This is a genomic window from Lacisediminihabitans sp. H27-G8, assembly GCF_046156175.1.
GTDB lineage: Bacteria > Actinomycetota > Actinomycetes > Actinomycetales > Microbacteriaceae > Lacisediminihabitans.
In genome coordinates this window covers 62,755-84,156 of sequence record NZ_JAYLVL010000006.1, presented here as the reverse complement: position 1 = coordinate 84,156, position 21,402 = coordinate 62,755, and the positions used below count along the sequence as shown (strand labels likewise).

General features: G+C 65.8%; 13 protein-coding genes. 3 read left to right on the top strand and 10 right to left on the bottom strand.

Annotation, left to right across the window (positions count from 1 at the left end; genetic code table 11):
- Positions 1-124: 124 nt before the first annotated feature.
- From VLI63_RS16380 to VLI63_RS16365, 4 genes are all read right to left on the bottom strand, one after another.
- On the bottom strand, positions 125-1,768 hold the full coding sequence (locus VLI63_RS16380; RefSeq protein ID WP_409157928.1) for a cytochrome b: 1,644 nt from the start codon (positions 1,766-1,768) through the stop codon (positions 125-127).
- Positions 1,765-2,835 carry a Rieske 2Fe-2S domain-containing protein gene (locus tag VLI63_RS16375; protein WP_409157927.1) on the bottom strand — a complete coding sequence of 357 codons (1,071 nt, stop codon included), beginning with the start codon at positions 2,833-2,835 and terminating at the stop codon, positions 1,765-1,767. Before VLI63_RS16375 ends, VLI63_RS16380 begins: the two co-directional genes overlap by 4 nt.
- Positions 2,836-2,911: 76 nt before the next feature.
- On the bottom strand, positions 2,912-3,730 hold the full coding sequence (locus VLI63_RS16370) for a cytochrome c (RefSeq protein ID WP_354576164.1): 819 nt from the start codon (positions 3,728-3,730) through the stop codon (positions 2,912-2,914).
- A gap of 38 nt (positions 3,731-3,768) precedes the next feature.
- Positions 3,769-4,398 carry a heme-copper oxidase subunit III gene (locus tag VLI63_RS16365; protein WP_409157926.1) on the bottom strand — a complete coding sequence of 210 codons (630 nt, stop codon included), beginning with the start codon at positions 4,396-4,398 and terminating at the stop codon, positions 3,769-3,771.
- 100 nt (positions 4,399-4,498) lie between these two features.
- On the opposite strand from VLI63_RS16365, the gene trpD reads away from it, so the two are divergent.
- Positions 4,499-5,551: an anthranilate phosphoribosyltransferase gene (trpD, locus tag VLI63_RS16360; RefSeq protein ID WP_409157925.1), complete on the top strand. Its 1,053-nt coding sequence runs from the start codon at positions 4,499-4,501 to the stop codon at positions 5,549-5,551.
- Positions 5,552-5,655: 104 nt separating this feature from the next.
- Here the strand turns inward: trpD and glpK are convergent, their stop codons facing one another.
- Together glpK and VLI63_RS16350 are read right to left on the bottom strand one after the other, a co-directional pair.
- Positions 5,656-7,167, bottom strand: coding sequence for a glycerol kinase GlpK (gene glpK / locus VLI63_RS16355; protein WP_409157924.1), 1,512 nt, complete (start codon positions 7,165-7,167; stop codon positions 5,656-5,658).
- 143 nt (positions 7,168-7,310) lie between these two features.
- Positions 7,311-8,072, bottom strand: a complete 762-nt coding sequence (locus VLI63_RS16350) for an MIP/aquaporin family protein (RefSeq protein ID WP_409157923.1) — start codon at positions 8,070-8,072, stop codon at positions 7,311-7,313.
- Between the two features lie 208 nt (positions 8,073-8,280).
- On the opposite strand from VLI63_RS16350, the gene VLI63_RS16345 reads away from it, so the two are divergent.
- Positions 8,281-8,655, top strand: a complete 375-nt coding sequence (locus VLI63_RS16345) for a TraR/DksA family transcriptional regulator (RefSeq protein ID WP_409157922.1) — start codon at positions 8,281-8,283, stop codon at positions 8,653-8,655.
- Here the strand turns inward: VLI63_RS16345 and hutI are convergent.
- Genes hutI through hutH form a run of 4 tightly spaced genes read right to left on the bottom strand, consistent with a single transcriptional unit; the run spans position 8,652 to position 14,391 of the window.
- Entirely contained in the window at positions 8,652-9,827 is a 1,176-nt protein-coding gene (hutI, locus tag VLI63_RS16340) for an imidazolonepropionase (protein ID WP_409157921.1), read from the bottom strand. The two genes, VLI63_RS16345 and hutI, sit on opposite strands and share 4 nt — an antisense overlap.
- Positions 9,827-11,152, bottom strand: a complete 1,326-nt coding sequence (locus VLI63_RS16335) for a formimidoylglutamate deiminase (protein WP_409157920.1) — start codon at positions 11,150-11,152, stop codon at positions 9,827-9,829. The genes hutI and VLI63_RS16335 overlap by 1 nt, the downstream gene beginning before the upstream one ends.
- A complete protein-coding gene (gene hutU / locus VLI63_RS16330; RefSeq protein WP_409157919.1) occupies positions 11,153-12,838 on the bottom strand; it encodes a urocanate hydratase in 1,686 nt (561 codons plus the stop codon).
- Positions 12,835-14,391, bottom strand: a complete 1,557-nt coding sequence (gene hutH, locus VLI63_RS16325) for a histidine ammonia-lyase (RefSeq protein ID WP_409157918.1) — start codon at positions 14,389-14,391, stop codon at positions 12,835-12,837. Before hutH ends, hutU begins: the two co-directional genes overlap by 4 nt.
- A 318-nt stretch (positions 14,392-14,709) precedes the next feature.
- Here hutH and VLI63_RS16320 point away from each other — a divergent pair, with 318 nt between their 5' ends.
- Positions 14,710-21,390, top strand: a complete 6,681-nt coding sequence (locus VLI63_RS16320) for an SdrD B-like domain-containing protein (RefSeq protein WP_409157917.1) — start codon at positions 14,710-14,712, stop codon at positions 21,388-21,390.
- Positions 21,391-21,402 lie beyond the last annotated feature (12 nt).

Sequence of the window (21,402 nt, the reverse complement as noted above, 5' to 3'; positions counted from 1 at the left end):
TGGATCGTCACGCGTGTCCCCGCGTGCCCCAAGGTGCTAGCTGTACTACGACAGTATCCGGGCACGACTGAAGCCCCGGCCGATGGTGCTGGCCGGGGCTTCGAGTTCGTCACTCAGATACGAGCTAGTGGTGTCCGGAGCGCTCCACTTCGGTCTTCGTGGCCGGCGCGATGCGATCCTCGAAGAACCAGCGGGACAGGGCGGCGCGGGTGCGCTGGGCTCCGGAGATGCGACCGTTGGCATCCGGGCGGATCATCAACGGGGTGTACTCGTTGAAACTCACCAAGCGCCAGCGCTCGTAGTCGTCGAGCTGCTCGTGCACCTCGATGTACTCACCACCGGGGAGTCGCACGATACGACCGGACTCGAAGCCGTGCAGCGCGATCTCGCGGTCCTTCTTCTGCAGGCCGAGGCACACGCGCTTCGTGATGAAGAACGCCAGCACCGGGCCGAGGAAGAAGAGCACCTGGAGCACGTGGATGACGCCCTCGATGGTGATCTTGAAGTGCGTCGCCATCAAGTCGGAGCTGGCTGCCGCCCAGAGCACCGCGTAGAAGGTGACTCCCGCCGCTCCGATCGCCGTGCGAGTGGGCGCATTGCGCGGTCGCTCGGCGATGTGGTGCTCACGCTTGTCGCCCGTGATCCAGGCCTCCACGAAGGGGTACGTCGCGACGATCCCCAGGAAGGCGATCAGGATGACGGTGATCACGATGATGTTGAAGGAGTAGGTGTGGTTGAACCACACCACCTCCCACCCCGGCGGGATCAGACGGAGCATGCCGTCGGCGAATCCGATGTACCAGTCCGGCTGGGTCCCTGCGGAGACGGGGGAGGGGTCGTACGGCCCGTAGGTCCAGATCGGGTTGATCGTGAAGAACGAGGCGATCAGCACGATCACTCCGAAGACCACAAAGAAGAAGCCTCCGGCCTTGGCGGCGAAGATCGGCATGATCGGCACACCGACGACGTTGTCGTTGGTGCGTCCCGGTCCGGCGAACTGGGTGTGCTTGTTAACGATCATCAACAGGAGATGCGCACCGAGAGCCGCAACCAGGATGGCCGGCAGCAACAGGATGTGGATCGAGTAGAACATCGCCACGAGCTTGGTTCCGGGGAACTCCCCGCCGAAGAGCAAATAGGAAATCCAGGTTCCGACCACCGGGATGCCCTTGATGATCCCGTCGATGATGCGGAGGCCGTTGCCGGAGAGCAGGTCATCGGGGAGCGAGTATCCGGTGAAGCCCTCGGCCATCGCCAGTACGAAGAGCACGAAGCCGATGAACCAGTTGATCTCACGCGGCTTGCGGAACGCGCCGGTGAAGAAGACGCGGAGCATGTGAAGGCCGATGGATGCCACGAAGAGCAGCGCAGCCCAGTGATGGATCTGGCGGAACAGGAGCCCACCACGCACGTCGAACGAGATGTTGAGCGACGACGAGTACGCGGCAGACATCTGGATGCCCTTGAGCGGCACGTAGGAGCCGTCGTAGGTCACCTCCGCCATGGACGGCTGGAAGAAGAACGTGAGGAACGTGCCCGAGAGCAGGATCACGACGAAGCTGTAGAGAGCGACCTCGCCCAGCATGAAGGACCAGTGGTCGGGGAAGATCTTGCGACCCAGCTCCTTGACCAGACCCGAGATGCTCGTGCGCTCGTCGATGTAGTTCGCTGCAGCCCCCGTGAATCGTGCTCCACGACTAGGTGCTGCTGCCGTCGGCGTCTCGGTGACGGTCGGGGCGGCAGCGGGCTTGGTTTCAGTGACGGTCATGCTCGCTCCCAGAAACTCGGTCCGACGGGCTCGTGGAAGTCGCTTTGCGCGACGAGATATCCCTCGGAGTCGATCGCGATGGGCAACTGCGGCAGTGGGCGTGCAGCCGGACCGAAGATGACCTCGCATTCGTTGGTGACGTCGAAGGTCGAGGAGTGGCACGGGCAGAGCAGGTGATGCGTCTGCTGCTCGTAGAGTGCTACCGGACATCCGACGTGGGTGCAGATCTTGGAATAGGCGACGATGCCGTCGTAATTCCAAGATTCGCGGCCAGCGGAGATGTTGAGATCCGCGGGCTTGAGGCGCATCAAGAGGACTGCAGCCTTCGCTTTTTGTTCGAGTCGATCTTCCTTGTCATTGAGCCCCTCGGGGATGACGTGGAAGACGGATCCGATCGTGACATCCGCAGCCCTGATCGGGGTGCCGGACGGGTCGTGGGTGAGCCGAGTTCCCTTGGCCCACATGGTGTGCTCGAGCTGGGGAACCGGATCCGCGGCAGGAGCCAGGTCACGGAACAGCACGACTGCCGGCAACGGGAATGCGACGAGGGCACCGACGAGGCTGTTGCGGATGAGCGTGCGACGCCCGAATCCGGACTCCTGGTTACCCAGCTTGAAGATCTCCACGGCCTTCTCGCGGGTGGCCTCGGTTCCGCGGGTGAGATGACGGGATTCCGACATCTCATCGCCACGCATGAGGTTCTTCGACCAGTAGATCGCGCCGATTCCGATAGCGAGCAACCCGAGCGAGATCCCGAGTCCGAGGAAGACGGTGTTGAGGCGCACAGAGTTGGTGTTGCCCGGGATGATCGGGAACGCCACGTACGCCGCAACAGCGAAAACGCTGCCGACGATCGAGAGGAAGAAGAGCGTGTAGACGCGACGCTCGGCGACACGATCCTTCTGCGGATCGAGGTCGGTGGCGCGCAGGCGGTGCGGGGGGAGTCCCGGGTTCTCAAAGGCGTCAGAAGGTACGACTGCCGTGCCGGTTCTGGCCACGGGGGGTTCGCTTCGGACTACGGCCGACCCGGCAGCGGCGTTTGTGCCACCGTCGTCGTGCTGTGCCATTCTGGGTCCTTTCGGTGGTGCAGGAATTCTTGTGGTGCGGTGATGTGGAGCGTGGAGCCGGACGGCGCCCGGGCGACTAGTTCGCCTTGGCCGCGATCCAGATGGTCACGGCGACGATCGCGCCGAGGCCGAAGATCCAGATGAAGAGTCCTTCTGACACCGGCCCGAGGTTGCCGAGGTCGAATCCGCCCGGGGACGGATTCTTGTCGAGGTACTTCAGGTAGGTGATGATGTCGGCCTTCTGCGTCGGCGTCAGGTTGGTGTCATTGAAAACCGGCATGCTCTGCGGGCCGGTGACCATGGCCTCGTAGATGTGCACGGGAAGCACCCCGGAGAGAGCCGGGGCGAACTTGCCCTCGGTGAGGGCGCCACCCGCGCCGGCCACGTTGTGGCACATGGCGCAGTTGATGCGGAACAGCTCGGCTCCAGTCGACGCGTTGCCGTCGGCCTTGAGGTACTTCTCCGACGGGATTGCGGGACCGGGGGAGAGGGAGGCGACATAGTCGGCGAGCGAAGCGACCTGGCTGTCGGTGAACTGCACCGGCTTCTTCTCCGCCTGTGGACCCTGGTTGGCCAGCGGCATGCGGCCGGTGCCCACCTGGAAGCTCACCGATGCCGCTCCGACGCCGTAGAGGCTCGGTCCGACGCCGTCGACGCCCTCGGCGTTCAGGCCGTGGCACGTGGCGCAGTTGGACGAGAAGAGTTTCTTCCCCTCATCCGCCGACGCCTGCGTGTGTACCGACGAGGTCTCTGCCGACGCTGTGCTGCTGAACAGCGCGTAGGCGCCGCCGGTCGAGACGAGCCCGATGGTGATCAGAGCGATCGTGGCAAGTGGATGACGCCGACCACGACGGCCGATGGTGCCAGCCCCGGTGGTCTTGCTGTTCTTCGCCATGCTGTGGTGTATCCCTGGTTCCTCTGGATGGATTCGAACTATTTCAGAACGTAGATGACCAGGAACAACCCGATCCACACCACGTCGACGAAGTGCCAGTAGTAGGAGACCACGATGGTCGAGGTCGCCTCCTTGTGGCCGAAGTTTTTCACGCTGTACGCACGACCGATGATGAGCAGCATTGCTATCAGGCCGCCCGTGACGTGAAGGGCGTGGAATCCGGTGGTGATGTAGAAGGCGGAACCGTAGGAGTTCGAGGCGAGAGAGACATTCTCGCTCACGAGGTTCGCGTACTCGAAGACCTGGCCGGTGACGAAGATCGCTCCGAGGGCGTAGCTGGCGAAGAACCACTCGACCATGCCCCATTTGACGGGGCTGGGACCGGTGCGTCGTTTCTGCAAGCGCTCAGCAGCGAACACGCCGAACTGCGCGGTGAACGAGGAGGCCACGAGGATGATCGTGTTGGTGAGCGCGTAGGGAACGTTGAGTTTCGGTGTCTCGGCGGCCCAGAGTTCCGGCGAGGTGGAACGCAGAGTGAAGTAGATGGCGAAGAGGCCGGCGAAGAACATGACCTCGCTGCCCAACCAGACGATGGTGCCGACGGCGACGACGCTCGGTCGATTGACAACGGGAGCGCTGAGGCCGGGGGAGATCGAGGTGCTGGTCACTTATCCATTATGGCTGATCACGGCGAGTTCATTTCTCATTCGCAGCGGTAGTTCGGTCAAATTATCAGGCTCGCCAAGGCTCATCGCTATGATCGCAGTCATGCCTTCCGACCTCTCCTGGCCCAGCATTCTCAGCACACTCTTGGATGGTGAAGACCTCGCTATCAGCGAAGCATCATGGGCCATGCAGCAGGTGATGAACGGAGACGCGACTCCCGCCCAGCTTGCGGGCTTCCTCGTTGCCCTGCGGGCCAAAGGGGAGACCGTCGACGAGGTGGTCGGATTCCGCGACGCGATTCTCGAGAACGCACTTCCCCTGGTGGTCGACCCGATGGCCCTCGACATCGTCGGCACCGGCGGGGACCGATTCGGCACGGTGAACGTGTCGACCATGGCCTCGGTGGTCGCTGCGGCATCCGGCGTTCCGGTGGTGAAGCACGGCAATCGTGCCGCGAGCTCGGCATCTGGATCATCGGATGTGCTTGCCGCTCTCGGCATCAATCTGGAGCTCGATCCGGAGGGAGTCGCGCGCGTGTTCGGCGAGACGGGCATCACGTTCGCGTTCGCCGCGCTGTTCCACCCCGGGTTCCGCCACGCGGGTCCGACACGGCGGGAGCTGGGGATCCCGACCGCGTTCAACTTCCTCGGTCCGCTCGTGAACCCGGCCCGCTGTGAGGCCAATGCGGTGGGCGTCGCGCATCTGGACAAAGTGCCCCTCGTCGTCGGCGTCTTCCGCACCCGCGGCGCGACGGCGCTGGTGTTTCGCGGCGACGACGGACTCGACGAGCTCACCACGACCGGACACAGCCACATCTGGGAGGTGTCGCGCGGTTCGGTCACCGAGCACGACCTCGACCCTCTCGAACTCGGGATCCCCCGAGCACAGATCTCCGATCTGCTCGGAGCAGATGGTGCCCACAACGCGGAAGTCGCGCGTGCGACGCTGGCCGGTCAGCTCGGACCGGTGCGGGACATCGTGCTTCTCAACGCAGCTGCCGGTCTCGTGGCCTTCGACCTTGCGCGGGATCCCGCGCAGCTTCAGCTCGGCATCCTGGATCGTTTCCGGGCGAAGATCGAGGTCGCGGCGAACGCTATCGACTCCGGTGCGGCTTCTCAGAAGCTGGACGACTGGGTCGCCGCAACCAACGCCTGAGAGCCGATCGGTCGGCCCGCCACGCCTAACGGAACGAGCCCGCCGAGCCCCGCGGCCGCTGGTGCGGCGCGAGGATCTCGACGGGCTCGATCAGCTCTGTTCGGTTATTTGACGTCGTCGTCGACCCAGTCGAAGGTCTTGGTGACGGCTTTTTTCCAGAGGCGGATTTGACGGTCGCGTTCGTCGGGGTCCATGTTCGGGGTCCAGCGGGAGTCTTCCTGCCAGTTGGCCCGCAACTCGTCCAGGTCAGACCAGAACCCGGTCGCCAGCCCGGCCGCGTACGCGGCACCGAGCGCGGTGGTCTCCGCCACGACGGGACGCACGACCGGGACTCCGAGGATGTCGGCCTGGAACTGCATCAGCGTGTTGTTGGCGATCATTCCGCCGTCGACTTTCAGTTCGGTCAGATCCACTCCGGAGTCGGCGTTGACCGCGTCGAGGACTTCGCGGGTTTGGAACGCGGTGGCCTCCAACGCGGCGCGGGCGATGTGTCCCTTGTTCACATAACGGGTCATGCCCACCAACGCCCCCCGGGCATCGGAACGCCAGTACGGGGCGAACAGGCCAGAGAACGCGGGCACGAAATACACCCCACCGTTATCGTCGACAGTTTTGGCCAGGTCCTCGATCTCGGGGGCCGAATTGATCAGGCCGAGGTTGTCCCGCAACCACTGCACCAACGACCCGGTGACAGCGATCGAGCCCTCCAACGCGTAATGCGGTTTGTTGTCGCCGAGCTTGTACCCGAGGGTGGTGAGCAGCCCGTTCTTGGAGTGCACGATCTCTTCCCCGGTGTTGAAGATGAGGAAGTTACCGGTGCCGTAGGTGTTCTTCGACTCCCCGGCATCGAAGGCCGCCTGCCCGAACGTGGCCGCCTGCTGGTCACCCAGAATCCCCGCCACCGGAACCTCACGCAGCAGCGACGATTCCGACACCATCCCGTATACCTCGGAGGAGGAACGGATCTCCGGCAGCATCGATACCGGAACCCCGAAGTCGGCCAGGATCGACTCGTCCCACTGCAAGGTCTCCAGATCCATGAACAGGGTCCGCGACGCGTTGGTCACATCGGTGGCATGCACCCCACCCTCGACCCCGCCGGTCAAATTCCACAACACCCACGAATCGGTAGTGCCGAACAACAGGTCCCCGGCCTCGGCCTTCTCCCTCGCCCCCTCGACGTTCTCCAAAATCCACACGATCTTCGTGCCCGAGAAATAGGTAGCCAGCGGCAACCCGACCTTCTGCTTATACCGATCGACATCCCCGGCCGCCAAGCGGTCCACGATCGGCTGCGTGCGGGTGTCCTGCCACACGATCGCGTTGTACACCGGAACCCCGGTGGTCTTATCCCACACCACCGCAGTCTCCCGCTGGTTCGTGATCCCGACAGCCGTGATGTTGTGACGGGTGATATTCGCCTTCGACAGAGCCTGCCCGATCACCTCACGCGTGTTATCCCAGATCTCCTTCGGATCATGCTCCACCCACCCCGCCCTCGGAAAGATCTGCTCATGCTCCAACTGACCCGACGAAACAATCGAGCCGGAATGGTCAAAAATAATGGCACGAGTACTGGTCGTACCCTGGTCGATCGACAAAATGTAATCAGTCATGAGTTACCTCCATGTAACGGGTGGAAATACGGTGTTGCGGCATTGCTGTTTGGGCAGACTCGAACCATTGCGAGCCTGCCCGTTGTGAAACGACTGGATGCTCACCCAGCGTTTCTCGAGGCGATCTGTCGTCGAGCGGCGTGCTATTTGCTCGCGAGCAGGGGAAGTAGCGGATGCGCGAGCAGGCCCGCGAGTGCGCCACCGACGAGCGGGCCGACGATCGGCACCCAGGCGTAGGACCAGTCGCTGCCGCCTTTGCCCTTGATCGGCAGGATGGCGTGCGCGATGCGTGGCCCGAGGTCTCGGGCCGGGTTGATCGCGTACCCGGTCGGGCCACCGAGGGAGGCACCGATACCGACGACGAGCAGGGCGACGGGAACCGCGCCGAGGGCCGCGAGTCCGGCCGGGGTGTTGGTGCCGGCATCGCCGCCGCGGCCGAAGGCGATCACGACGAAGACGAGCACGAAGGTGCCGATGACCTCGGTCACCACGTTCCAGCCGTAGCTGCGGATTGCCGGGCCGGTAGAGAACACGCCGAGCTTGTTGGCCGGGTCGGGTTCGTCATCGAAGTGCTGCTTGTAGGCGAGCCAGACGCCGACGGCACCGAGGAATGCACCGATCAGCTGGCCGGCCAGATAGACCAGCACCGTGCCGATCGGCCACTTGGCCGGATCGTTGACCGCGAGGCCGATGGTGACAGCAGGGTTGAGGTGGGCTCCGGAGTAGTACGCCGCGGTCACACCGGCGAAGACCGCGAGGCCCCAGCCGAAGGTGACCATGAGAAAACCACCGTTGAAGCCCTTGGTTTTCGCCAGGGCGACGTTGGCGACGACACCCCCACCGAGCAGGAGCAGGAGAAATGTTCCGACTATCTCCGAGAGGAATTTGAGACCGAGACTGTCCACGTTGACCTTCCTATCTGACGAACGGGCCACCAGCGGGGCGTCGATGGCCGGATGCGCTCTTCACACACCATATCCGGTCTTTCGCTCTGCATAACGGCCTCGTTACACTAGTTTTCGAGGTTTCTTCCGGAGGGAATGATTGGTTTCAATCCTCTGCTTGTGGTGCCCGAAATCTGGGTGAAAAGGCCCTCGGGAAGGGGATCGCTGAATGGCTGAGGCGATATATTCAGCGCATCTGCCCCGGATCGAATCGGTGCTGGCTGCCGAGCGCGCCGAGCTCGAACGAGGCATCGACAGCACTCGTTCGGAGCTCGACGGTGTCCGCGTCGCGCGGGCCGATTCCTCGGCTGACGATGAACACGATCCCGAGGGATCGACTCTGTCGTCGGACTGGTCTCGCATCGAGGGGATCGGCAGCGGCCTTCGCACCCGCCTCGAAGAGAACGAGGCTGCGCTCGCCCGGCTCGCCGCCGGCACCTACGGTTCGTGCGTGCGATGCGGCCGCCCGATCGGCGAAGCCCGTCTCGAAGCCCGGCCGAGCGCAGCGCTCTGTATCGACTGCGCCCGTGAGGTTCAGCGCTAGAAGGCCGGCCGTGACGGTGGAGTGCGGATGCCGAGGCGCCACACCGCCGTGGTCAGCGGTACCCCCGGCCGATAGGCGAGGTGCACCACGGAGGGTGCGTCGAGCACCTGGAGGTCCGCCCGGCCGCCGACACGCAGCGCGCCGAGGGCATCCGGTCCCGTGTCGCGGCCGAGCGCGCGTGCTCCTCCGCGGGTAGCCGCCCAGACGGCCTCGTCGACGCTGAGTCCCATCTGGAGAACCGCAACAGCAACGCAGAACGGCATCGACGTGGTGTACGAACTCCCCGGGTTGCAGTTGCTCGCGAGTGCGATCCCGACTCCGGCGTCGAGGAGTTCCCTGCCGGGTGCGAGCGGCTCGCGGGTCGACAGATCGCAGGCCGGCAGGAGGGTGGCGATAGTCGCGGATGACGACAAGGCATCGATGTCGCGGGCATCAAGATGATTGCAATGGTCGACGCTGGCGCAGCCGAGTTCGACCCCGAGTTCGACTCCGCCGCTGAAGCCGAGCTGGTTGCCGTGAAGGCGCAGGCCGAGCCCTGCCGCCCTGCCGGCGAGCAGTACTTCCCGCGACTCCTCCACATCGAAGGCACCGACCTCGCAGAAGGCATCGATCCACTGCACGTGGGGCGCCACCGCCGAGAGCATCGGGCCGGTCACCAGGTCGAGGTAGTCCCGGCGATCGACGCCTAGAGGGACGACGTGGGCACCGAGGAAACTGACGGTGTCGGCCACGGAAGCCGCGACGCGCGCCGAGCGCAGCTCGCTCTCCACGTCGAGTCCGTAGCCGGTCTTCGTCTCGAGGAATGTGGTGCCCTGAAGCTCCGCCTCGTGCCGCAGCGCCGTCGCTGTTTCACGAAGCCGGGCCTCGGGTGCTGTGCGCGTCGCAGCGACCGTGGACGCGATCCCGCCCGCCTCATAGCGCCGCCCGGCCATCCGTGCCTCGAACTCGGCGTCGCGTGAGCCGGCGAAGACCAGGTGGCTGTGCGAGTCGACCCAGCCGGGCAGTACGGCCCGACCGCCGACGGAGGTGCGGGTGTCGGCGGCGGGCGCGTCCCGGGCCGATCCGATCCATGCGATTCGCGCTCCATCGATCACCAACGCGGCGTCGTGCAGCCGTGTTCTCTCCTCGCCGTGCGTGGTGAGTTCGCCGATGTCGGTGATGAGCTCGGACATCACGCGGCCGCCACTGCGGCAAACGCCTCGGCGAGCAGGACTTCCGGGCTGGTGGCCCCGGCGGTGAGTCGACCGCCTTCGGCGACGATCCGGCCGCCGACGATCACCCTCCGCACGTCACTCGCGGTCGCGGTGAGCAAGAGCTGGTCGGCGGCGGACCCCACCGTGCGCAGCGAGGTCCGGTCGATCTCGACGAGGTCACACGGATCCCCAGTGGCAAGCACGGTGCTGCTGATGCCGAGGCTCGCATAGCCGGCGCGCGTGCCGGCATCGAGAAGGGCGGCAGGCGAGAATCGACCGCGGCGACCCGAGGAGAGTCGTTCACCGGCTTCGAGGCCGCGCAGCTCCAGAAGGGGATCGATGACCGCGTTCTGGTCGGAGCCGATCGCGATCCGTGCTCCTGCGGTCGCCAGTCCGAGGGCGTCACCGATGCCATCTCCGAGGTCCGCCTCGGTCGTCGGGCACATCACGACAGAGCAGCCGGAGGCACCGATGAGGGTGCGGTCGGCCGGCGTGAGGTGGGTTGCATGCACGAGGCTGAGTCGGGCGTCCAGCATCCCGAGACCGGCAAGCACCCCGACGGGAGTGTCCCCGTAGGCGGCGATGCAGTCGGCGTTCTCCTGCGGCTGTTCGGAGACGTGGATGTGCAGGGGCGTCCCTGTGTCCAGCCCATCCCTGATCTCCGCCATTGCTGCGGGGGAGACCGCGCGCACCGAGTGGATGGCGGCGCCCAGCGTCACCCGGTCGCCCTCGATCACCTCGCGTAGGGAGTGCCAGCGCGAGAGCCATCCGGAGGCCGATCCGTCGCCGAAGCGCCGCTGCTGGGGGGAGAGAGGCGCTGCGATCCCGCCATCGAGGTAGCAGGTGTCGAGCAACACCAGGCGGATGCCGACTGCGCGCGCGGCTTCTCCGATCGCGATCTCCATCGCGTGGGGTGCCGGGTAGGCTGCGCCGTCCGGCCGGTGATGCACGTAGTGGAACTCGCCGACGGCGGTGAAGCCGCTCACCAGCATCTCAGCGAAGACCGCGCGGGCGACGAGGAACATCAGTGGGGGGTCGAGCAGCCCGGCGACCCGGTACATCGCGTCGCGCCACTGCCAGAAATCGCCGCCGTCGGCATGTGTGGTTCCCCGCAGAAGCCGGTGGAATGCGTGCGAGTGGGCAGTCGCGAATCCCGGAACCACGGTTGCGAGGCGCACATCCCCGGGGGCCGCCTCGACCCCGGTGGCGATATTCACGATGTTGCCAGCAGGGTCTGTCTCGATTCGCACACGTTCGGTGACGGATCCCGGTCGTACGAGCACCGCGCAGTGGAAAGTGGTCACTCAGTATTCCCAGAGAGGCACGCGCAGTCCGCGTTCGCGGGCGACCTCGGCGGCTCGGTCGTAGCCGGCATCGACGTGCCGCATGACCCCGGTGCCCGGATCGTTCACCAGCACCCGCTCGATCTTCTGGCGGGCGAGATCGGTGCCATCGGCCACGACCACCTGACCGGCATGGATGCTTCGCCCGATTCCGACGCCGCCGCCATGGTGGATCGATACCCAGGTTGCCCCCGAAGCGGTGTTGAGCAGTGCATTCAGCAGTGGCCAGTCGGCGATGGCATCCGAGCCATCCGCCATGCCCTCGGTCTCCCGGTAGGGGGATGCGACGGATCCGGAGTCGAGGTGATCGCGACCGATCACGATGGGCGCACTGAGCTCTCCCGAGGCCACCATCTCGTTGAACTTCAGGCCGGCCAGGTGGCGTTCCTGATAGCCGAGCCAGCAGATGCGCGCGGGAAGTCCCTCGAAGTGCACCTTCTTGCCCGCTTCGGTGATCCAGCGGCGAAGCTTCTTGTCGTTCGGGAATAGCTCGAGGATGGCGCGATCCGTGGCCGCGATGTCTGCGGGGTCACCGGACAGGGCCACCCACCGGAACGGCCCCTTGCCCTCCGCGAAGAGGGGACGGATGTAGGCCGGCACGAAACCGGGAAAGTCGAAGGCGCGATCGTAGCCGCCGAGTCTCGCCTCGGCTCGCAGGGAATTCCCGTAGTCGAACACCTCGGCGCCGGCATCCTGGAATCCGACCATGGCCGCGACCTGTTTCGCCATGCTCGCGCGCGACAGCTCGGTGAAACCCTGCGGATCGTCGGTAGAGCGCTGCTCCCAGTCCTCGACGGAGATGCCCTCGGGGAGGTAGGCGAGGGGATCGTGGGCTGAGGTCTGGTCCGTCACGATGTCGATGGGAGCGTGCCGAGCGAGGAGCTCGGCGAAGACCGTCGCGGCGTTGCCGACCAGGCCGACCGAGAGGGGGATGCGCAGCTCCTTCGCGGCGATCACCCGGCGTAGTGCATCGTCGAGGTCGCGGGCGAGCTCGTCGAGGTAGCCCTTCGCCATCCGGCGTTCGAGCCGGGACCGGTCTACATCCACGATGAGTACGACACCGTGGTTCATCGTGACGGCGAGCGGCTGCGCGCCTCCCATGCCGCCGGCACCACCGGTGAGGGTGATCGTGCCGGCGAGAGTGCCGTGGAACCTCTTGTCCGCGACGGCAGCGAAGGTCTCGTAGGTGCCCTGCAGGATGCCCTGCGTGCCGATGTAGATCCATGACCCCGCGGTCATCTGCCCGTACATGGTGAGACCGAGTTGCTCGAGGCGACGGAACTCCGGCCAGGTCGCCCAGTCGCCGACGAGGTTGGAGTTCGCGATCAGCACGCGGGGCGCCCACTCGTGGGTGCGGAACACCCCCACCGGCTTGCCGGACTGCACGAGGAGTGTCTCGTCGCTCTCCAGAGTCTCGAGGGTGCGCACGATGGCGTCGTAGCACTCCCAGTTGCGCGCAGCCTTACCGGTGCCGCCGTAGACCACCAGATCGTCGGGATGCTCGGCGACCTCTGGATCGAGATTGTTCATCAGCATGCGCAACGGGCCCTCGGTCTGCCAGCTCTTCGCTGTGAGGGTCGAGCCCCGGGCGGCGCGTACCGGCCGCGGGCCGGAGACCGGGGGAGTGCGAGGGGTGCTGAGGCTCATGCGAGTTCTCCGATCACGGTGCGGACGGCGGCGAGGAGGCGTCCGGAGGCGACTGCCTCCACGACGGACTCGATCTCGGGGGAGAGGTAACGGTCTGGCCCGGGCCCGGCGACATCCCGTCGCACCTCGGCGACGACGGCACCGGTTGCGCGGCCGGGAAGCAGGGGAGAGCGCAGATCGAGTGCCCGGGAGGCGGTGAGGATCTCGATGGCGAGCACCCGGGTGAGCCCATCGATGGCGTTCCGCAGCTTGCGGGCCGCGGCCCAGCCCATGGACACGTGGTCTTCCTGCATCGCGGAGGAGGGAATCGAGTCGACAGAGGCCGGTGCAGCGAGACGTTTGAGCTCCGAGACGATGCCGGCCGAGGTGTACTGGGCGATCATCAACCCGGAGTCGACGCCGACCTCATGGGCGAGGAAGGCGGGGAGACCCTGACTCCGGGAGGGGTCGAGCATGCGGTCGGTTCGACGCTCGGACATGCTCGCGACATCCGCGATCACGATGGCCAGAAAGTCGAGGACATAGGCGACCGGTGCGCCGTGGAAGTTACCGTTCGATTCGACCCTGCCATCGAGGGTGACGACGGGATTGTCCACCGCCGAGGCGAGCTCGCGACCGGCGATCATCGCCGCATATCCGGCCGTGTCCCGCGCCGCCCCGTGCACCTGGGGTGCACAACGCAGAGAGTAGGCGTCCTGCACGCGAGTGCACTCCGGCCCCTTGTGGCTCTGCACGATCGGGGAGCCGGCGAGCAGATCGCGGAGATTCGCCGCCGAGACCTGCTGGCCGGATTGAGGCCGCAGGGCGGCGAGGTCCGCCGCGAAGACCGCGTCGGTGCCCAGCAACGCCTCGACGGACATCGCCGCGGACAGGTCGGCGGTGGAGAGCAGCCGCCCGAGGTCGTCGAGGGCGAGCACCAGCTGGCCGAGCATCCCGTCGGTGCCGTTGATGAGCGCGAGGCCCTCCTTCTCGGCGAGCACGACGGGGCTGAGCCCCGCCGCGGCCAGCGCCTCGGCAGCAGGCATCAGGATGCCGTCACGGTCTCGCACCGTGCCCTCGCCCATGAGCGCGAGGGCGCAATGGGCGAGCGGTGCGAGGTCGCCGGAGCAACCGAGCGATCCGTATTCGCGCACGATCGGGGTGATCCCGGCATTGAGCATCCCCGCATAGGCTTCGGCTGTCTCGACCCGGATGCCGGTGCGACCGGTCAGCAGCGTCGAGAGGCGGAGCGCCATCAGTGCACGCACGGTCTCACGTTCGACCTCGGCACCGGACCCCGCGGCGTGCGAACGCACGAGGCTGCGCTGCAGCTGCCGGCGGCGGTCTTCGGCGATGAAGGTGGTGGCGAGGGCGCCGAAGCCGGTGGAGATGCCGTAGTGCGGTTCGCTGTCGCTCGCGAGCTGCTCGACGGTCTCCCGGCTCGCGATCACCGCGGCGCGTGCCGCAGCGTCGATCTCGATCGGAGCGTCGAGTCTCGCAACGGCCACGACCTGCTCGGGGGTGAGCGCGCCGATGCCGATCAGGACCGGGAGGATGGTTGCGGAAAGCTGCATGAACCCCATCAGACTCCTTCGACAGGTCGCGCGCCACAGGAAGGTCCGCACCCCTGTCTCAAATATGAGACAAATGGCCGATCAGCCGATCAGCCGATCAGCCGATCAGCCCATCAGCCCATCAGCTCATCAGCTCATCACCTCAGCACCTCATCAGCTCAGCGGCGATTGCTCGTTCCCTGCGCCTCGAGCATCCGGCCCGGGGTTGAGCAGAAACACCGGACCCCCCAATTTTGGGGAGCGGGTACCCCTCAGGTAGGGCTTTGACGACCCCTCGCTTTCGATCATCCTGATCTCATCCCGACTTCGGAGGTCAGCATGGTGTCGACGAAAAAAGCGTCCAGGTTTCTGCTGCCGTCGCGGCCGCTCTGGAAGCGGATTGTGGTCGTCGTCGCGGCGATCGCCATGCCGATCGCCCTGCTTGTGGCCCCCGCCCCCCAACCGGCCCAGGCCGCGACGACGCGCACGCTGACGCTCAACGTGATCAGCGCGCGCACGGAACCTCGCGCGTTCGGGGGTACCGGGGTCGCCAAGGGCGCGCCCATCGTGAACTTCACCTACATGATCAACGCTGACAACAGCGGATCGACCGCCCAGCGGAGTCCCGCGCTCGGTTCCGGTTGCAACACTCTCGACGCCGGGTATCCGGGCTCCTGCGAATGGACCTCGATCAGGGAGACGCCGCACACCACGAGCCCCATCGTGCGCCAGGGCGACCAGACGGACTTCGCCACCGGCGTCGACCTGCCGAACGGTCGTTACCTGATCTCCGTGCTGTCCGACGGGTACAAGATCGACGGCGCGCACTTCACCGTGCCGTTCCCGGCGTCGGGTCTGGTCACGGTCGAATTGCAGCCAACACCCTTGCCGGATTCGACACTCCGCGCACAGATCTTCCAGGACAGCGCGACGACCAACGGCACGATCGACCAGGGGGAGCCCGGCCTGGCCGGCTTCACCGGCCACATCGCCGACACCCTGGGTGAAGTGCAGACCGACGTCTACGGCAACCCCCTGTGCACCGTGTATCAGGGTGAGGACCCGATCACCCATGTGATCCCCCTGGCCAGTCTGGACCTTGAGATGCTGCCGGTTCCGATCCCCGGGTCGGGCGGCCACTGCGTCAGCGATGCCGACGGCATCCTGACCATGCCCCACCTGGGGAGCAACCGCTATGCGCTCACCGCCTCGGCCCCGTCCAACCAGACCTGGATCCAGACCACGACGCTGGAAGGAAACCACGACTTCGACGCCTGGGTCATGGAGGGAAGCACCGGATACGACACCGAAGCCCTGGTGGCCGGCGAACCCGTTCCCGGTCCGATCTTCGGATTCGTGAAGCCAACGAATACCCTGGCAGGCGGTTCGGGCCACATCACGGGCGCGGTGGTCAACGTCAAGCAGTACAGCCCGCCGAAGGGCGGCGACTTCAACTACTGGCTCGGCCTGACCGGCAGCAAGATGGGCAAGCCGATCGTCAATCCGTGGCTCTCGCTGAGCGACCTGCAGGCGGGCGACCAGGCGGTCTGGGTCGGTCACGGCGGCGCGGACGGCACCTTCGACATCTCGGGCGTGCCCGACGGCAACTACAGCCTGAGCTGGTGGGACGAGCCGCAAAACCACTTCCTCGACACGGTCAATGTGACCGTGAAGAACGGCGAGACCGTCAAGATGGGAAACCTGCCGGACAGCGGATGGTGGACTGAATACGACGGATACGTCTTCAACGACACCAACCGCAACGGCGTCAAGGACCCGGGCGAGGCCGGCTTGCCCAACTTCACCCTGACCATGCGCAAGCAGGACAACTCGCTGATGGACCGGGGGACGAACCTCGTCACCACCGACAGCACGGGCTACTACCACTTCGAGAGCGCATACCCCCTCAGCGAGTGGACCGTCATGGAGAACTTCAACCCCTCCTTCTACACCACCGGTGTCACCTACCAGTCAGACAACCAGCCGACTCCGACAACGGTCAAGGGCGCCGGCGTCGATGTCAGCGTGCTCAGCATCATCGGTCTCAGCGGCACTATGGACTGGGGAGTGCACTCCTACGATTCGACCGGGGCCAACGGCATCGACCCCCGCAACGGCGGCATCGTCGGCTCGGTCAGCTACGACACGACCCGCAACGAGCTCGATCCCCAATACGCCGCATCCGAGGACTGGCAGCCGGGCGTATCCGATGTGCCGGTTGAGCTCTGGTCCACTGTCGACTGCGGCACGACTGCCGCACCGTGTGGTGGCACGAACGACGCGTTCGAGCTCGCGCCCGACGGGTCGCTGGCCAAGGGGAAGCTGTTGAACACCTACCTCTCGGAGCACTGGAGCCGCCCGAGTGGATGCGTGGCTCGGGACGTCGATGGCAAGCCTCTCGTCCACGCGGCCGACAACCCCGCCGCCTTTGACGAGAACGTGCTCGCGCCGAACCAGGAGACTTCCGGAGAGTGCATCTCCAGCTTCATCCAGGGCGTTCAATTCGGGCCGTACCCGACCGACCAGGGCACGCCGGCCGCCAACTTCGGTGCGGCCGTGGATGGCAACTACGGCTTCGCAGACGCCTGCACTGGCACCTTGATCGCCACAGATCCGTCCAACCCGGTGTGCGACGGCGGAACCTTCGAGCCGCTCGGAAGCGGCGACTACCTGGTCAAGATCGCGATCCCGCAGGACGCCACCGGCGACCCCCTGTACAAGGTGACCAGCGAGACGGACATCAACATCGGCAACGGCGATCAGATCGTTCCACAGGTGCCGCCGCCCGCCTGTGCGGGAACGCTCCACACCGTCGACCTCCTCGGCAGCAAGACGGACGGGTACCCCGCCGTGGTCGGTGACGGCACCAACGGCGTCCCCACGGGGGTTACCGTGCCGGCCTCGACCCCGGTCTCGAACCCCACGTTCCTGGGGATCGGTGGGTCACCGTACGAAGGAAAAGCCACGCCGACCTGCGACACAAAACTGGTGCGCGTGAACAACGGCAAGTCGATCGTGCCCATGTTCAACGTCTTCACCGACGTGCCCGTTCCGTCCCGTCTTCGTGGCCTGATCGTCGACGACATCAACTTCTCCACCGACCCGAGGTCCACGCTCTTCGGCGAGAAGACCGGCGTGGCCTTCGCGCCCATCGGCATCTATGACTTCGCGAACCGCTTGGTGACGACAGTCGAGTCCGACTTCAACGGGGCGTACGACGTGCTGCTTCCCTCCACGAACCACATCAGTTGCCCCACGCCGTCGGGCATCTGTGCCAACATGTACCGCTTCGTGGGCAACGACCCCGGCATCCCCGGGCATCTGAACTCGAACTACAACCCACGCTATCGCTCGATTGCGACCGAGTTCGAGGCATTCCCCGGTGTAACCATTCCGACGGACCTCGCTCCGACCCAGGTCGGCGTGTATGTCGGGTCGCCCACGACCGGCGTCAACACGGCGATCGCGTGCACACTCGATGGCGCCACGCCACAACTGCTGGCCGTCTCGCAGCCCTACGTGACAGCGACGGGGAGCCGATCCTTCACCATCGCCGGCACAGGCTTCGGTGCGGCCCAGGGCACCGGCCGAGTGACGCTCGGCAGCACCGCTCTCACAGTGACCGCCTGGAGCGATACCTCGATCTCAGCCACCGTGCCAGGGGGAACCCCGGTGGGGGCGCAGCAGCTCGCGATCACCTCGGGCAACGGCCAGAGCACGGTGAACGGACTCACCTTCCATGTGCTCGGAACGGGCTACAGCCCCACCGTCAACGAGGTCGGCCCCGGCCACCCCTTCGCCACGGTCCAGGCCGCGCTCGATGCCGCGTTCACGAACCCCGGCGACGACCTGGTGGTCGTCTACCCGGCCCCTTCTACAGCGGGCAACCCTCGCGGAGCGTACTACGAGAACCTCGTCGTCGCCTCGCCGGTCAAGCTGCAGGGCGTGGGCTCCGGCGGATTCCAGGGCAGCACATTCGTGCCCGGATCGATCATCGACGCCGGTGCCTTCGGCGGAGACACCGCGCTTGCCACCGCCTGGTTCACCAAGGTCGGCGGGCTGGCCTGGGACGGTAACCAGGCCGTCAATGACGGGGAGGCGATCTACGTGCTCGCCTCGGCGAACGCCACCACCGCGTCCGGACGGGCTCGGCAGTTCACCAACGGATTCAAGGCGTCGATCGACGGCTTCGACATCCGCGGCGGTGACCAGGTGGGCTTCCCGGGCAACATCGATGCCCTCACCGGTGGGCCGACCGGCCTGCCGCCGAACATCACCACCCAGGGCGGAGCCATCTTCGCCAACGCGTATACCCGCTCCCTCCAGATCACCAACAATGTGGTGCAGAACAACGGCGGCGGCTACGGGACCATCAGGATCGGCACGCCCGACCTGGCCGCGCCGAACACGAGCAACCACAACGAGAACGTGCGGATCGCCAACAACCGCGTGATCGCCAACGCCGGCACCAACCTGGCCGGCGGCATCGGCCTCTTCGCGGGCTCCGACGGCTACGAGGTGTCCGGCAATGACATCTGCGGCAATTTCTCGCTGGAGTACGGCGGCGGGCTGAGCGCCTACGGCCTGAGCCCCGGCGGCAAGATCCATCACAACCGCATCTACTTCAACTCGTCCAATGACGAGGGCGGCGCCATCATGATCGCCGGGCAACTGCCGGCCACCGTCGGTGCACTCTCGCCCGGCTCCGGGGCGGTGGACATCTACGCCAACCAGATCCAGGCCAACATGGCGAACGACGACGGCGGCGGCATCCGATTCCTGATGGCCGGTAACTACCCGATGAACGTGTACAACAACATGATCGTCAACAACGTGTCGACCCACGAGGGTGGCGGCATCGGGATCAACGACGCCCCCGACGTCCGGGTCTTCAACAACACGATCATGAAGAACCTGACGACGGCCACCGCGGTCACCTCGGACGGCCAGCCGGCTCCTGCCGGGTTGTCCACGTCGGCGAACAGCGACCAGCTGCAGGCCACACTGCCGAGCGGGTCACCGACCTTCAGCCAGCCGTTGACGTTCAACAACATCTTCTGGGACAACCGCGCCGGCACTCGCGCCGGCACCTCGGTCACCGGTATCGGCCTCACCGGTGCGGCAGACATCAACAACTGGGATCTCGGAGTCGCCGATGGCACAGGTCTGCTCGCGCCGACGAACTCGGTCGTGCAGCAGAACACCGCGGATCACGCCTACACGACCAGTCCGACCAACAGCACCGTCGATCCGGCAGTGATCTCGACCTACGACGTCTCAGTCTCCTTCGCCACCTGGCGTCAGAACCCGGCCTTCGTGGATGCGACCCTCGTGACGGTAGAGGCTCCGCCGAACCTCTTGGGCAACTACCACCTGGCAAACTGCCCCGGCTCACCCGCGTGCAACCTCGGCGCGGCGTCCAAGGCAGGCGTGACCGCGCCCGCCACGGATATCGACAACCAGGCTCGGCCCGCGCTCGGTGGCTTCGACAGTGGCGCAGACGAGTTCGGCGCGACAGTGGCCACGCCCAGCCCCGATCTGTACTTCTCGACGGCGGGGAACATCAACCCTCCGGGCGTGACGGGAACCGCCGACGATGCAGACATCCACGTCTGGAACGGCACCGCGTTCAGTCGCTCGATCGACATGACCGCTGCGCCGTACAACGTGCCGAGCAGCGCGGACACCGACGGCTTCTCCCGAGTGGACGCCACCCGCTTCTACGCCTCGTTCTCTGGCAACGTCACCCTTCCGGGAATCGGAACGGTGTCCGACGAAGACGTCGTGTACTTCAACGGCACTTCGTGGTCTCTCTGGTTCGACGGCAGCGCGAACGGGCTGACCGGCGCGATCGACTTCGGGGCAATCAGCATCGTGGGCAACACGCTGTACTTCACGACCAATAACGCGGCGGTGCCTCCGGGCGCCGGTGGCACCGGCGACAACGCCGACGTCTACCGCTGGAACGGGGGCAGCTCATACTCTCGCGTCCTTGATGCCACGACGGCGCCGACCAACCTGCCCAACAGCGGGCTTGCCACAGGCCCCACCAACCCCAACGTGGACGGGCTCATCTGGCGCGACGCGACCCACTTCTTCATGTCGTTCAGCAACGCGACCACCACCGTCCCCGGGGTCGGTGCCGTGAACGACGAGGACGTGGTCTACTTCAACGGCGCCTGGTCGATCTACTTCAACGGTGGCGACCACGGGCTGAACACCTCGGCCGGCCTCGACCTGGATGCCATCTCGTTCCCCGGCGATGCGCTGCCACCGGCACCCCCGGCTCCCGGCCAGGCGCTGTACTTCTCGACGGAGGGGAACACCAACCCGCCCGGCGTGGGGGGTACCGCTGATGACGCGGACATCCACCTCTGGGATGGGGCGACCTTCACCCGGGAATACGACGTGACGACTGCGCCGTACGGCCTGCCGGCCACCGCCAACGTTGACGGCTTCGACCGGGTGGATGTCACGCACTTCTACCTGTCCTTCACCGGCCCAGTGAACGTGCCGGGCATCGGCACCGTCCAGAACAGAGATGTCGTGTACTACAACGCGGGAACCTGGTCGCTGTTCTTCGACGGCAATGCCAATGGTCTGGTCGGTGACAGGGCAACGAACTTGGATGCCATCAGCATCGTCGCGGGTCAGCTGTACTTCTCCACCAGCAATGCGGCAGTCCCCCCGGGTGCGGGAAGTGCGTCCAGCGGTGACCCCGCTGACATCTACCGGTGGAACGGTGGAAAGAGCTACACGCGAGTGATCGACGCCAGCGCGGCCCCCTACAGGCTGCCGAGCAACGCGAATGTCGATGGCTTCGTCCGGGTCGATGACACCCACTTCTACCTGTCATTCGGTGCGGCGAACACCACGGTCGCGGGTCTGGGCGCGGTGCAGGACGAGGACGTCATCTACTACAACGCGGGCACCTGGTCGGTCTACTTCGATGGCACCGCACACGGGCTCGGTGGCGACGGAACCCTTCAGCTGGACGCCTTCGACCTGCCCACGCCATGACCCACTCATCAG